This window comes from Scytonema sp. UIC 10036 (assembly GCF_009725235.1).
In genome coordinates, this window is the sequence record NZ_WJFC01000166.1 from 14,948 (window position 1) to 30,119 (window position 15,172).

Here is a 15,172-nt window from a genome sequence, read left to right on the forward strand (position 1 = left end):
TCTTAGTATTAGAAGGACTGAGCGATAAGTAGTTGTTTCTTATCTGGAGATTTGCTCTCTAAGTACTTTCAACCTCTGTATCTAGTCGAACAAGCCACTCTTTGAGTCGCTTGTACACCCTCCTCACTCATCCATTCGGATATCGTGTCTTGTGACGATAGCGGTGACGGTTCGCAATCTTTACGAATAGAGGGTTCTGGCTTAAGTGACAATTCAGTTGTTTCTGGTTGTTCGGGTATGCGTATTTCTTCAACAGTTTGGTCATCCAATAAGTTTAATGAAGGCTCTGTATTTTCCCCAGAATAAAGAGTTCTCCCGTCACCATTGGTAAAAGCCTTACTGGATATGCATTCTAGCTCGTCACCGCCTTGTTCTTCAACCGTCACCGCATCCGTCACCCGTTGTAGCAGGGAGTAATCATGAGTTGGAATGTCATAATCTTTAGGCGATCGCAATCTTAACCCCCTGATGAATTTTCCGGTCTTGGTGATTCGTTTTTCGACTTCCCATCCCAGTACAGAGCAACAAAGTTCCAGCAAGTCTGGTGAAAAATTCTTGACGGCTTTTACCTGAACTCCAGAACGGCGGCAGTGTTGGGCATAGCTACCGTATAAAGTGATGGGGTCACCGTTGTCCATCTCATCTTTATTACTGCCCACTGCTGTTTCCGCCATGGGATCGTAAATGACCCAGTCGTTTAACCAAGCAGCAATAGAGTCAGTACGGATACGGTTTTCCCAAAATTCGAGCGTACATTCTGGAATTTCCACCAGTCCCAAAAGAACCTCAGTCACGCGATCGTCTGGGATACTTAAGACGTGGTTGGTGAATGCTGGCAGTTCGGACTCAAACCGATCTTCTATTTTGTGACACCGTTTGAAGATTGAAACTTGATTATTGCAAGGCACGGTGAGAATACGGCGTTTAACGCGAGAAGCACAGTCTCCAGTAAAAATGGGTAAATTGCTCAGCACCAAAACCATCCCATCATAGCGATAGTGAAAAGCCTTCTTGTTCTTTTCCTCTGCACGAATTAAATCTTCCCCAGTCAGACTCAAAAACTTGCCTAGTTTTCCAGATTGTCTTTCTTCATCGGGAAATAACACCCCTAGCTTGCGATAGGCATTAGCACCTTCAAATCTATTGCTGCACCAGTCATCGAGGGTAGTGGTATGAACGTTTTCTTTACCAATTAAACTCGTTAAAAGCCTTGCAAATGTACCCTTTCCAGTACCACCCACACCAATTAGGTGCAAGAACGTTTGTAGGTCGTGGCGTCCCTTCAAAACGGCATTGCAGTAGCACAACAACAAATCTTTGATTGCGGGGTTATTGCCGGAAAGATGGTCTAGAAAAGAATTAATGCTAGACCAATCAGTTGCTTTAGGGTTATAGTCTCTGGGCAAAGACCAAGTGAAGTGGTAACTGGGGGAATGGGGGAGCAATTTTCCTGTTGCTACCTCAAGAACACCATTACGGTGAGGTAGCAGCTGGTCAGGGGAAGGTTCAACCCATTTGCGCTCAATGAGTTGGTTTCGCAATGACTTGACTATGTTGGTAATGTAACTGTGAGAGTTATAACCTTGGATGCCCCTAGCAGTTAAGATGTGGTAAACGATAGACTCGATAAATTCGTCAGTTTCAAGAGACCACACACCAGGGTAGTCAGGTTCATACCTCACCCACCGCGAAATTTCATTGTTGTAAGCAATCTTGCCTTTGTAGTCTTTAGCAATCCGTTGCGCTATCACGTCTGCAGGTGGGATTTTTTGAGGTTTGGTTGGGATATTAACGTTTGTGTCTTCGTCAACTTCTTCCCCTTTTCGCTTCTTCAGCTCCTGGCGAAATTCTTCTTCAATGCTGGTCATAAGCCTGTTCCAATCAAAAGATGATTCTCCACAACGCTTTCTCAAGGTGGCAAGTTCTACCGATTTCTGGGGTTCTGGGAGGAAAGCGATCGCACTTCTTGCAATCTCTACAGCAACTCTGGTTGTCAGCTGCTCTGTTTCCCTGGTTACCTCCCACTCACAAAAAGAAACAGAGTAATCGAGAATCAGGAGCGTGATTTCTGCAAGAGACACTCCTAAATTTTCTTGAAGCAAGTAGTTTAAGTGACTCGCGCTTTCTTCAAGTAGGTAATTTATACTGGTTTTCACTCTATAAACCTTGCAGTTTATCCCAGCTGCTTTGAGCTGCCAACCGCAAGCTTTGACAAGTTCTTCCGGGGTATGTTTTTCAACAACAAGATAGTGGTCGCCAGGGACAATTTTCTCGCTATCCCCAAATTGAACGAGGTCGAACAGTGGTGAGAGGGGACGCGCCGCTAAGGGAGCGGTTACCCAAAGTATTGGTTTTTGGAAAGCTTGTGGCTGACGCGACTCCTCGTAGACCCAGGCGTCATCAACAGAAATTGCACGCAGCGCGTTTTCAACAGGCAAATTGTCTAGTTATCAAATCGCGCTAAAACGAAGTAAATCTTGGTCAATCGTAGTAAAACTGTATTCGTAACCATCAGAACGATGAATAAGTTTGACGTATTGTCGATCTACAGCAATCCGATGACCGTTAATTAGCACTTCTACCCCTTTAGGAGTTGGAGTTTTAACTCTGGCACGATAAATTCCCGCTCGAACGTGTTTGCGATCTTTTAGCAAATTACAAATCACATAATCACCAGCTGTGGCATGAGTATATTTCTGATTTCTACTGACTAACTTGACTTCTTTTTTCCCAGTGATGTGATTTTTCTTGATACTAGCGATTGCCGGAAAACCTTTAGCATTGACTCTCTGCACTTGTCTTGTGCCGTGTCCTTTACAAGTAACTCGCAATGGTTGACATATTCGCAATTTAACTATTTCTGATGTTCCTACACAAGCGCTATCAATCCAATGAAGTTTAGGTAATTGGCTTTGAATCCTAATCATCTTGGTAGATGCGCCATCACCACTGATTACAGGCAATCCAAATTGCTGTGCCATTTCAAATATTGCTTTGCGAGTTGAATTTACAGCAGATGCATCTGATAATGATTGTTTTTGATGGGATTTAATTTTTTTGAGGATTTCTGGTTTATCCTGAAGAAATTGTTCTACTGGCTGATTTCCCTTTTTCTGGTTACATTTCTCGCAAGATAAAGTGAGATTAGAAAAGCGATCGCTACCACCTTGCGAACGGGAGTGAATGTGTTCTATTTGCAGTGGTACATCCGTCTTACCACAATATACGCATTCTCTACCCCAATGTTCTAGGAGTGCTTCACGTAAGGTGTAGCCAAATAGCGTCCCTTGCTGATATTCAATTCCTTCGATATCAGGTGTTTCCAATTTTTGCAGATCGAATTTCACCGATTCAATTGCGATGGATTTAATTGGTGCTATTTTCAGCAATCGTTTTATCCAAGTCTGGGTAGTTAACAATCTATGCCGTAAGCTTGGTGCTAACCATCCAAGTGGCTTTTTCCGGTCAAATCTCTTTTTGCGATAGCGAAGTCTTCTGGTTCTTCTAGAACCTCGAACACCTGCTCTTTTAATCATCTCCATGTTTATGGCTAATCCCCGATGCTCTAATTCCATTGCCCAGACAACTTCATTTTTCTTTAAATCTACGAGTGTAATGCCAGTCAATTTACTACCAGGGTCAAGCCTAAGTTCTAAATATGGCTCGACATTTTCATCCACCATACTCTCTAGGATTAGAGTAAATGGAAATAGCCTTAGCTTCCTAGCTTTCCCCTGTGCTTGAAGAATCCTAGCTCTCACTGGTGTTGTCGGTTTTAGTATTTTTCCATTCTTGCTTAATACAAATATCGAATTAGTCATCATCATTTGATGAATCTCCCTATTGGGGTATTGTTTGCCTTGACACTGCTTAAAGGTTTGTCATTGGATTACGGTTTTGCGCTGTCGTGAGCAGCCATGTTCCTTCTCCGACGCTTGAGACTGGCTAATCTCATTAAGTCATGACCTTTAAGCGGACTTAAACCCTTACGGATAATGTAGAATAAACTGTTCTACATTGAGTCTTGGTGAAGCCAAAAACCGAATGACTTCGATTTCTAACGAATTACTCCGTTTCACGCACTTCTCTGCTACACTATTAGGCATATTCAACATTTGTGTGTGCCTCCCTTTTAGGCATACTCCCGGTGGGGCTATAGCTGTTAGCGCAGCTACCCGCGACCGGGGTTTTATTTGGTTGTGTCCGATCCTACCACGAACGTAAAAGAAATCTGCAAGCAATTTAGAAAATCTAGTACAAATTTCCTAAGATTTTTATATGCTCGGAGAATACTTGCAGTTTCAGAAAATCTTAATCTTCGTACTCTTCCACTGATAGTTGTTCTTCGCGCTCGATAACGAATTGATAGATTTGCATACACATCATTGGCAGTGTAATTCCCTTTGCCAAAAATACTTTCCGCTACAGTTTTACAAGATTCTAAAGTATCGTGAACGTAAATGAAGCTGTCTCTCAAGTGACCTGGAAGCATATCGCTACGGGCCTGGAGCATTCGTTCAAATGGGTTAGATTGTGTCGTACTACCTCATGGGAAAATTTCCTTTAATACAGTATCTGTTGCTGTGTTTGTCTAGATGTCGGGGAATGCTGGATTTGCCAAGATTTAAATTAACAGTGAGTCTCCATCACTCTCCAGCAAACTCTCTTAATTCAGCAACCCGTGAAATATTTAACTGCATCGGACAGTACGAGTACATTGGTGAACCAACATAAGCTCCAGCTAGCTTGCAATGGCTATCTCGGTAGTTCAACCAAAACTTTTGAGAAAGTTCAAACTTTTTTGCGTCTTCCGCCTGCCGAGATGCAATTTGTTGATAAATTTTACCGTAGAGGCGATTCATTTCCAGATCCGTTGCCTTAAACGTTTGACGCGAACACTGCTCCACTGAACTGTTATTCGTAACACCCACTGCCTTCAAGCAATTGCCATACATCTGCTGATAGTCAACTTTATTGACAGGAGCAGCCTGCGCTACACCTGAGAAAAGTAAAACAGCAACAACCATCCGCTTCTTACTCATAAAATCCTCCTTAACTTTTTCAAACACTAAATTTTTTGGGTATCGTTAATATCCATTTATATAGCAGTAGCTTCGCCAGAATGATTGGACGTACTTGCCAACGCTTGTAGAATTAAGCTTCGGCTCGTAATATCGAAAACTGATAATTGCTGAGTGTTTGTGGGGTTTCCCCTCCGCTCCCTGCCCCCTGCCCCCTGCCTCTTCCTTGACAACGAACTGACAAACTTCTCCTATGCGATAGGAATTCGGTACTTTGGTACGTTCCATGATACGCTGGACAACATCTTTGACGATGCGACCTGAAGGCACTTTATTGCCCGCCTCCTCCACTGCTTGCTGCCAGACTTCCCTTTGCTGGTCGGGTTATAGCTTGGTTAGGGGTCGGATTTGACGTTCGGTGGTTGGTAAAATTTGACCACCAAAGCCTTGTTTTTGTGGCATGAATCAAATCTACCTATAGACGATTGAATCGTCTATAGGTAGACTCAAAATAATAGGAGGATTTATGCAAGAAAAAACAAACAAAAGGGGAACCAACCCCAATAGCATCAAAGCGCTTAAGGAGTCAGCAGCATCTAGAAAATGCAAGAAGTACGTAAAAGTGGGTTTGCTGCCGCATACAATTTCTTTACTGGATTCCACTGGTAATAGGTCTGGAGCCATTGACGAAGCAATTGCTTTGATTGAAAAATATGGTTTGATGAATGAACTCCTCAAGCAAATAAATAACTTGGAATCAGATTGAGTTATGTTTGAAGATTGCCATCATACCCGGTTGATGACTCAATTTCGCTGTCCCGCTTGCTGTTATGTAATGCCTATCGCTATGCAAATGAGTGCAAGCACGAAGTCTTACATTGAGTGCGATCGCCAAAGCATATCCTTTCCAAGTGTCTGTAATATGAGTAACTTGTATTAAAAAGATGAACTTATCTGGACAGCAATGGAAACAATTACAAGAAGCTCTTCTTGATGCTTTTCCCAATAAGTCATCGTTAGAGCAGATGTTATTGTTTGGGTTAGATAAAAATTTAGACGCCATTGCAGAAGGAGGGAGTTTAGAAAATATTGTTTTTAATTTAATCAAAACTTCAAAGGCTCAGGGATGGCTTGTTGACCTAATTGACGCTGCACGTAAAGAAAACCCTGGAAATTCAAAGTTAAGTGCGATCGCTCTTGAATTGTTGCCATCAGAAATACCCCCCGGTCAATTCATAACTCCTTACCCTAGTGCTTCGGAACCCCAGTTTAGTAGTGATATTACTGAGGGGGACTTTTCGTTTCAAGAACAAATTACTTTAGCTCACATACCTGCTTGGCTTTCCCAAGAAAGTTTCACATCTATACTGTGTGGAGAGCTTGGAAGTGTTGAGGTAAAGTTTTTTGTACCTGGTTGTGGGTTTACCAAAGAATTGCTCAAAGTTAAAAATTGCGTCATTCAACCATCTGATTTCTGGAATGAAATTCGTCCCTCAAAAGAGAAAGTAGCTTATTTGCGGCAGATAATTTTAGAAGGCGTCTGACGCGATTTGATGGAATAGCGATCGCGCATCATTTAGGAGAACTAAAAGTGCGATGCCCTCAGGTATAGAGCTAGCTATCTACGCGTATTAGGTATTGTATGCACTTCACCTATTAACTTTTGCAAACAACTTAGGCTGACAATTCTACAATAAAATGACACCTAGCACTGCAAGTGGTTGTGCTCCAGCAACATAACAACAGTGAGTCAAACAATGGTTCAAAAGATCCTGATTCTAGCTGCAAACCCCAAAACCACTCAACCTTTGGAACTCGATCTAGAGATAAGGGAGATTGAATCTGGATTGCGGCGCTCTTTGAACCGCGAAGAGTTTGTCATTGAAAAACATTTAGCCGTGCGAACTGAGGATTTGCGACGTACACTGCTAGATGTTGAACCGCGCTTTGTCCACTTTTGCGGTCATGGCACGGGAGACGAGGGAATTGTGCTAGAAGATACTGTTGGTTACCCTCAATTAGTTAAAGCAGAGCCACTAGCAAACTTATTTAAGCTGTTCTCCAATCAAATTGAATGCGCCATTCTCAATGCTTGCTATTCAGATATTCAAGCTCAAGCCATTAGCGAGCATATTAATTATGTCATAGGAATGAGACAAGGTGTTGGCGATCGCACTGCTATCAATTTTGCCGTGGGATTTTATGATGCCATCGGAGCGGGAAGAACAATTGAAGAAGCCTTTGAGTTTGGGAAGAATGCGATCGAATTAAATAGTCTATCAGAAGAACGAGTACCAGTTCTTTTAAAAAAAAGCCATTTAACAGTTATTTCTTCAACATCAACTTCCGTTAATATTGACGCCTTAGTGCAAGAGATGCGTGAAAAGATAAAACCTTATATAAAAGAGCGCTGCAATACGATGCGAGTGCTGGACATGACTAAACCTATTGTATTAGGTGATATTTATGCTGAAGTCAATATTGAGGAGAAAAATACTAGGCGTAACCACGAGCAAGTATCGGCGCTGCAAGCAATAGAGCAACACGGTAAGCTAATGGTTTTAGGTAAACCAGGAGCAGGGAAAACTACATTTTTAAAATATCTAGCAATACAATGCATTGAGGGGCAGTTTCAAAGCGATCGCATTCCAATTTTCATTACTCTCAAAGATTTTGCAGAAGAATCAAAACAACCAGATATTGTAGAATATATTGCTGGCGAACTATCTAAATGTAAAGTAAAAGATGCTGCTGTGAAAACAGAGCAACTGTTAGAGCAAGGTAAAGTATTGGTCTTACTAGATGGGTTCGATGAAGTTCGAGAAAAAGATAACAGCCGTATTATCAAGAAAATTAGAGAGTTTAGCCAGCAGTTTTCTGATAATAAAATTATTATTACTTGCCGAAATGCAGCCACAAATTATATATTTGAAAAATTTGTTGACGTTGAAGTAGTAAATTTTAACGAGGGGCAAATTAAAACCTTTGCCAATCAATGGTTTTACCAGAGAAAATCAGGTAAGGCAGAAAATTTTATCCAAGAGCTTGAGAAAAACCAGCCTATCAAAAAACTAGCAACTAATCCACTAATTCTTACATTACTATGCTTAATTTTTGAAAAAAAAGGAGAATTTAAAAATAATCGTTCTGAATTGTATGAAGAATTATTAAACTTTTACTAGAAAAATGGGATAATAACCGCAATATTAAACGCGAACAAATTTATAAAAAATTATCTACTAAAGGAAAGAAAAAATTACTGGGTAAAATTGCATTTTCAATGTTTAAAAGGAAAATTATCTCTTTAACAACAGAGACATTGAGCAATTAATTTCTGATTACATCTATAATTTATCTGACGCAAAAAAAAATCCTAAATACTTTTTTGTAGATACTGAAAAGATTTTGCAAGCAATTGAAGCTCAGCATGGGCTACTGATAGAAAATGACAATAAATATTCCTTTTCTCACCTAACTTTTCAAGAGTATTTCACTGCTTGGGAAATTAAAGAAGAGTCTGCTTACAAAGATTTGATGGCACACATGACTAACAAGCGCTGGCAAGAGGTATTTTTGCTAACTGCTGAAATGTCAAATGCTGATGTTCTATTTTTAGAAATGAAGAACTATATTGATGGAATACTTGCACTTGATAAGAAATTACAAAATTTTTTAAAATGGATAAATCATAAATCCCAATTGGTTAAAGCTTGTTATAAACCAGCTGCAGTTCGAGGATTTTATTTTGCTTTAGAACAAAGATTAATGCTAGAGTGGAATGAGCAAAATCAAAATGAAGACCAATGTATTTTTTTAGTTCAGCACTTCCAATTAGCCTGTAAAATAGATAAAAACATCGATTATTCACTGACAATTGAATTAGATATTGATTATGCTCAAGACCTCGCTATTGATATAGAAAATTTAGAAAATTATTTATATTTTCAAGAGCATGAAAGCCAAGTTAATGAGTTAGACGATATTGATATTTTTACAATTAAAAATAACGATTTTTTAGAAAATAAGCAATTTGAATCGATGGAAGTTCCTCAAGAATCCGATATAGAGAAAATGCGGTTTAAACTGAGTGAAGTGACTAAGCGAATTGAGGACTCATCTAGAAAACTGTATCTAGAAATGCAATATGACCTCGATATTTCTGAGTATATAAAGTATAGCTTTTATAGCAAGCATTTATACGTTAATGATTTTATCAAAACTGTTATCAGAGAGAATTTAAGCTCTCAATTAAAAGAGCAATTGAAAATTCTATTTCAACCAATATATAATAACTCAAAAAATATTGACAGGAGTGTTCAGCAATTGTGGGAGATCTATTACAAAACTTGGTTTAAACAATTAAAAAATATTCTGCTGATCCAGCATCGTAATATTGGGCATGATTGGCAGTTCAACGATGCACAAAAAAAACTCTTGCAACAGTATTATGATGCCAATATGTTACTAGTTGATTGTCTAAACAGCGATTGTTGCATAAGCTGTGAAGTACGTCGGCAGATTGAGGATACATTGCTATTGCCAACCAACACCACAGCCGATCGCACTTCAAATGCGTAACATAACTTTATACATGGGCATCACATAGAAGAGAGCTATCGCACTCTTAATGAAAGCAAAACCACAGCCCAACTTGGATGCGACATCGTTAAAATTCCTCAACAGAAAACCGGATTGAGAAATGTAACAACGAGAATTGCTCATAATTTTGTTATTTTGCAACTCATGCTCGCGCACTCCACAACTTCACTGTTATATCGCTGAATCGGTAGGTGCCAGACAATCTTCCTCTTGTAGTATTATGTAGTATAATAGACGAAGCTCACAGATTTTTGTTGCGTAGCGCTTATGAGTCAGCGAACCTATCTCAAAGTCCCATTTGTTTGGGAAGAGCCAAAACCACGGATTGAAGTTTCACCTCGGTTGACTTTTAAGCCAGCCAAAGCAATTTGCGGCAATCCTTTAATTTCAGTCGTTGCGCGTGTCATGAATTCATCAAGTGATGCAAGCGATCTCAGACTTGTAGCAGAACACGCTCCTCATAAAGCGGCTGAGTTATTTCTGAATTCATCAAAAGATGGCTTTTCGTACCAAGATGAATGGTGGCAGTTCGGAATTAACGAAAAAGGGGACATTGTAGGATTTGTGCTTCCGGTTACTTATACAGGCTGTGCCAAAGAGGGTTTAGAAGAAGGTACAATCTATTACATTGGGGTTGTGCCTGAGTACCGAGGGCTGGGTTTTGCAAACGATCTTTTGTCACAAGGAACGCGGACATTACAAGAGGTCGGAGTCTGGCGAGTCTTTTGTGATACAGCTGTCAATAATGCGCCAATGATTTCTGCGTTCAATCGCGTTGGCTATCGGCAGTATAGTGAGCCTTGGGAACGCCCTCTTTAATCGCCATTTGTGAAAAATGTATAGTCATTTCATCTAGTAAATTTCTTGCCTTATCTAAGTATTCCATTACCCATAGGATATAAGTAATATCAACATGAATAGCACTAGCATTTTTGGTAAACTCCCAATCGCTGATAATAGTTTCATAGATACCGTCAAAGGCTAAACCCACGAGTTCTCCTTTACTATTGAGAGTAGGAGAACCAGAGTTACCACCAGTAATATCTAGGTCACTGAGAAAATTAACAGCAACTGAATCTAAAGCTCTATTATAATAACGACCATAGTTTTTTTTCTCAATCAATTCCAATTGTTCTTTTGGTGCATTAAAAGGCTCAGCGCCAGTAGACTTTTCAGTAATACCACGCAAAGTGGTAAAAGGCTCATAGAAGCTACCATCTGCTGGTGAATAACCCCGGATGCGACCAAAAGTAACTCGCAGTGTTCCATTAGCATCAGCATAAATAGGCTTCTTCAGTTGGCGATAGTAGGCAATTAATGCTTCCATGTATACTGGTCGCAACTGTTGCAAAGAACCTTCTATTTCCTTATTTTCCTTCTCCACAGCCATGTCTGTATCAAACATGGCAACTGCTAACTTAATAAAAAGGTCGTTACTGGCTGCAAAGGCTTTTGGGTCAGCATCCATCCATTTTAATCTAGTTGCCTGGTCAGTTAAAGAAGTCCCCTGATACATTGCATCCAATTGACTTTTGACTTTCTGTGCTTCAAATTTGTTTCCCAAACCAAAAATTTTATCAAAGGTGGGAATACGCCGATCGCTGGGAAGTTTGGCATATTCTTCAATGAATTTTAGCCAGACAGCTTTATCTACTTCTGTGTCAAAACTGCGATCGAGTCGCCGCAATGACTCCTGAAATCGGGGAAAATCTCGTTCCTGGTATCCTGGTTCCCTTTCTGTATCTGGCTTTTGTTTTTCTTTGCTTAAACGGTATAATCGCTCAGCAGTATTAAACAAATCCGATGTACCTAAATATTCTAAAGACAAATTTTGCTTCTCGTTGGCTTGTTGGCGAGCAATGAGAGCTTTAAGCTCTGCAAAATTAGCTTGATAACGGTTACGTAATTGGTCATTACTTTGAATCCATTTTTGCAGATTCAATTCCACCTGGCGCTTGGTTTCTATTAAATTACTGCGAGCAAAGCCATCTATCATCCCTTGAAACTTTTTTGTAGCATTATTCAAACCACTGACACGACCAGCATATTTAATTTTTGCCTCTTGATTATTGATAGTAGATTGATTAATAGTTTCAATCCAACTGACATACATTTTATATCTGGTGGGATAAGACCACCCAAAAGTGTGCTCTACTTCTTCTGCTAAACGATATCGATTAGTTCGACCTGGATAACCAAGTACCATGACAAAATCATTGGGTTTAAGACCAGCACGCGAAAGTTTGAGATAATGCTGGGGGTGATAGGGAACATTATCGGGGGAATAATCAGCCGGACGACCATTTTTACCTACATAGGCACGATAAAAAGCGAAATCTCCTGTGTGTCGGGGCCATCTCCAATTATCAATATCACCACCAAATTTGCCAATACTTTCTGGAGGAGCATAGACCAAACGCACATCACGAATCTCCAGTTGTTTAATTAGATAATATTCCAGACCTCCATGAAAATTATACACTTCACAACGGTGTCCTTTATCTAATTCACACTGGCGCACCAGTTGCTTTTTTTGGTTAGTAATAGCTTGATAGCTTTCTAAACCCGTTTGATTGTTACCAACAGATTTATTAACTGCATCAGTTACATTTTCAACAGCAACAGTAATATACACTTTGCTACCAGGACTTGCAGGTAATTCTGCACCTAATGTTTTGGCCAAAAAGCCTTTTTGAAGTAAATTATTTGATGCTTTAGAATTGTACTGTATTGAATTATAAGCACAGTGATGGTTGGTTAATACCAGTCCAGCAGGGGAAACAAATGATGCCGTACACCCAGCAAAACTAATCACTGCAGCCATCGGGTAAGAGGTCAGATTTGTTAAGTCTTGAGGATTTAATTGCAGCCCTGATTTTTTTAATTGTGCTTCTAATTCTGGTAACTGTTGGGGTTGCCACATACCTTCAACAGCGTGAGCTTTATTTCCTAAACTTAATATTAGTAATAAACAGTAAAAGATAACTTTTTTCATGTTCGTATTTTTTTATACTCTGTTAGATATTCTCCTTACCCCCCTTAATCCCCCCTTATAAAGGGGGGAAACAGGAAATTTAGTTTTCTCCCCTTTATAAGGGGGTAACCTGCAGAAATAAGGCTGACCATACTGGGGGAAACAGGAAATTTAGTTTCCTCCCCTTTATAAGGGGGTAACCTGTAGAAATAAGGCTGACCATACTGGGGGAAACAGGAAATTTAGTTTCCTCCCCTTTATAAGGGGAGGTTAGGAGGGGTAAATATAATGTGCAGCTTCAGAGAAAATTGGTATAATAACACAGTTTATTGTGTAACAGTTAAAAATCAGTATTAGAAATTGATGTAGTACTCTTTAAATTTAGCAGAAAAATAGTTTTTATCGTGTCTTTGTAAGATAAAACAGCTACATGACTGACTATGTCAGGGACTGCTGTGCCATAAATGTCAGATTTTGGAAGCGGACGTATTGTTTCAGGTGGTAACTCGACTAAATCGGGTGGTTCATGAATTAATATCCCACACAATTCTCCTTCGGAATCACGTGCGATCGCTAAAAATGATTCGTTACTTGATAACTGAGGTAAGTTATCTAAATTTAACTGTTGGTGTAAATCCAAAAGTCTAATCGTGCGATCGCCTATTTGCACTAACCCCATTTTTGTTAGTCTTTGACTGTTGAGAGACGAACAATTGATGACTTTGAGCACATCGTTAATAGATAGCGCTAAAAGATAATCTCCTACTTTAAAGACAATAAATTTTTCTGTATTTGTTTCGTTATTCACAATTATTCCCTAACGTTAATTTTTCTTCTCTAATACATCTGTGACTGTTGTTAACAGCATATGTTCTAAATAAGGTTTAGTAATATAAGCATTGGCTCCTAATTTAAAAGCAAGCATCCGATGTTTATCGCTACTTCGAGAAGTCAGCATGACAACTGGAATCTCAGATAAATTAGGGTCTTGTTGGCGGTTTTTTAGAAACTCAAACCCATTCATTCGAGGCATTTCGATATCGCAAAAGACTAACTGGATATCGGAATGGTAACGAATTGTTTCAATAGCTTCATAACCGTCTTTTGCTTGGATGACTTGATAACCAGCTTTTTGTAAAGTTAACGATAGAGTATGGCGTACAGTAATGGAATCATCTACAAGCAAAATTGTTTTACACGGTTTCTCATCAAAATTTCTTGCTTCTGCTAAAGCAGCACGCGTTTGGATTGGTAATTGCTGATGCTTTAAATTTGGAAGAAGAGGTGCTGAAACAAAGTTGTTAGCAAGATCGTGAGTTTGTTGTTTGGACAAATGATTGATTAATGCAGTTCCATCTAGGACAAGCGTAAGGCGACCATCAGCTAAAATGCTACCGCCATAAACATAAGGAGGTGGTGCGATCGCACTTCCTAAAGGACGAATCGCCAATTCAATGTCTCCAAAAAGTCGATCTACTTCCAAACCTAAAAGTTGCTCCTGACAGCGAAGAAGAATAATGGGCATCATTTTATCCCCCTTTTCAACAAAAGAACGTTTTGGTCCAGAAATGAGGAATTGAGTAACCGATGAGGAATAATTTAAGGCTGTGGCGAGTTGGTAAATAGGGATAAGAGTTTCCGTATCTCCTTTACACCACCGAAGGGCTTTACCACCATCCCAGCATCTAACTTGCTCAACTTTAGGAATAATTATTTCCTCGATCGCATTAGCAAATAAAGCATAAATTTTCTCAGCTGCTTGACACACTAATAATTTATCAATAGTCAAGCTTAGAGGAATTTGCAGTCTAAACATCGTACCCCTATGCGGTTCAGAATACACTGAAACCGTACCTTGAATTGCTCGTAAATGAGTGCGAACCACATCAAGACCCATACCCCGTCCGGAGAGGTCATTCACAGTAGAAGCGGTAGAAAACCCAGGTTCAAATAACAAATCAATCAGTTGTTCGTGACTCAAATGAATGGCATATTGAGATGAAATCAATCGTTCTTCTACTGCTTTAGTGCGAATCTTTTCAAAATCCAATCCTTGTCCATCATCTTGAACTTCAACTATCAAATATCTACCCTGATGGTAAGCGTGAATTTCAATGACACCTTTTTCTGGCTTACCCCATTTTTGACGCTTAGAAGGAGTTTCAATTCCGTGGTCAAAGGCATTGCGAACTAAGTGCAATAGGGGGTCGTATAGCCGCTCAACAACTGCTTTATCGACTAAAGTATCGCTCCCTTGAAACTGCAATGCAATTTGCTTTTTATGTACTATTTCTAATTTTTGCAGGATACGGGGAAATCGCTCAAAAAGATTTCCTAAAGGTAGCATTCGAGCTTCCATAAGGGAATCGCGAGTACTGCTCAGCAATCGACGCTGTTTTTCAAGAGTCTCTTGAGACTGGCGAGCAAACATTTCTACTGCTTCGGAGGCTTCTATCAATTGTACGGTGTCTTCTAGAAGAGATTGGATTTTGGATTTTGGATTTTGGATTTTGGATTTTAGATTGGGGATTTGTACTTCTCCCTTGTCCCCCTTGTCTCCCTTGTCTCTCTTGTCCCC

At 39.8% G+C, this 15,172-nt stretch carries 12 protein-coding genes; 5 read left to right on the forward strand and 7 right to left on the reverse strand.

The features are described 5' to 3' along the window. Positions 1–68 precede the first annotated feature (68 nt). The 4 genes from F7734_RS45700 to F7734_RS45715 all read right to left on the reverse strand — a co-directional run bounded on the left by F7734_RS45700 (position 69) and on the right by F7734_RS45715 (position 5,042). Positions 69–2,438 (reverse strand): DUF5906 domain-containing protein, encoded by a 2,370-nt coding sequence (locus tag F7734_RS45700; RefSeq protein WP_243147432.1) that lies wholly within the window; start codon positions 2,436–2,438, stop codon positions 69–71. A 12-nt stretch (positions 2,439–2,450) separates the two neighbouring features. Further along, a complete protein-coding gene (gene iscB, locus F7734_RS45705) occupies positions 2,451–3,827 on the reverse strand; it encodes an RNA-guided endonuclease IscB (RefSeq protein ID WP_243147433.1) in 1,377 nt (458 codons plus the stop codon). Between the two features lie 362 nt (positions 3,828–4,189). After that, complete coding sequence (locus F7734_RS45710; protein ID WP_155750972.1) at positions 4,190–4,513, reverse strand: hypothetical protein; 324 nt, start codon at positions 4,511–4,513, stop codon at positions 4,190–4,192. 133 nt (positions 4,514–4,646) lie between these two features. Further along, complete coding sequence (locus F7734_RS45715) at positions 4,647–5,042, reverse strand: lysozyme inhibitor LprI family protein (RefSeq protein ID WP_155750973.1); 396 nt, start codon at positions 5,040–5,042, stop codon at positions 4,647–4,649. Positions 5,043–5,547: 505 nt separating this feature from the next. Between F7734_RS45715 and F7734_RS45720 the strand changes: the two genes are divergently transcribed. The 5 genes from F7734_RS45720 to F7734_RS45740 all read left to right on the forward strand — a co-directional run bounded on the left by F7734_RS45720 (position 5,548) and on the right by F7734_RS45740 (position 10,439). Next, a complete protein-coding gene (locus F7734_RS45720; RefSeq protein ID WP_155750974.1) occupies positions 5,548–5,787 on the forward strand; it encodes a hypothetical protein in 240 nt (79 codons plus the stop codon). A gap of 178 nt (positions 5,788–5,965) precedes the next feature. Next, positions 5,966–6,565, forward strand: a complete 600-nt coding sequence (locus F7734_RS45725) for an effector-associated domain EAD1-containing protein (RefSeq protein WP_155750975.1) — start codon at positions 5,966–5,968, stop codon at positions 6,563–6,565. Positions 6,566–6,778: 213 nt separating this feature from the next. Beyond that, complete coding sequence (locus F7734_RS45730) at positions 6,779–8,203, forward strand: NACHT domain-containing protein (protein WP_155750976.1); 1,425 nt, start codon at positions 6,779–6,781, stop codon at positions 8,201–8,203. A gap of 223 nt (positions 8,204–8,426) precedes the next feature. Beyond that, positions 8,427–9,599: a hypothetical protein gene (locus tag F7734_RS45735; protein ID WP_155750977.1), complete on the forward strand. Its 1,173-nt coding sequence runs from the start codon at positions 8,427–8,429 to the stop codon at positions 9,597–9,599. A gap of 288 nt (positions 9,600–9,887) precedes the next feature. Continuing rightward, complete coding sequence (locus F7734_RS45740; protein WP_155750978.1) at positions 9,888–10,439, forward strand: GNAT family N-acetyltransferase; 552 nt, start codon at positions 9,888–9,890, stop codon at positions 10,437–10,439. On the opposite strand, the gene F7734_RS45745 is transcribed toward F7734_RS45740, so the two are convergent. The 3 genes from F7734_RS45745 to F7734_RS45755 all read right to left on the reverse strand — a co-directional run. Continuing rightward, positions 10,387–12,615 carry a S46 family peptidase gene (locus tag F7734_RS45745; RefSeq protein ID WP_155750979.1) on the reverse strand — a complete coding sequence of 743 codons (2,229 nt, stop codon included), beginning with the start codon at positions 12,613–12,615 and terminating at the stop codon, positions 10,387–10,389. The genes F7734_RS45740 and F7734_RS45745 overlap by 53 nt on opposite strands. A gap of 319 nt (positions 12,616–12,934) precedes the next feature. Then, complete coding sequence (locus F7734_RS45750) at positions 12,935–13,402, reverse strand: chemotaxis protein CheW (RefSeq protein ID WP_166482554.1); 468 nt, start codon at positions 13,400–13,402, stop codon at positions 12,935–12,937. Between the two features lie 15 nt (positions 13,403–13,417). Further along, positions 13,418–15,172 (reverse strand): hybrid sensor histidine kinase/response regulator (locus tag F7734_RS45755; protein ID WP_243147434.1); only part of this gene is annotated, 1,755 nt, incomplete at its 5' end.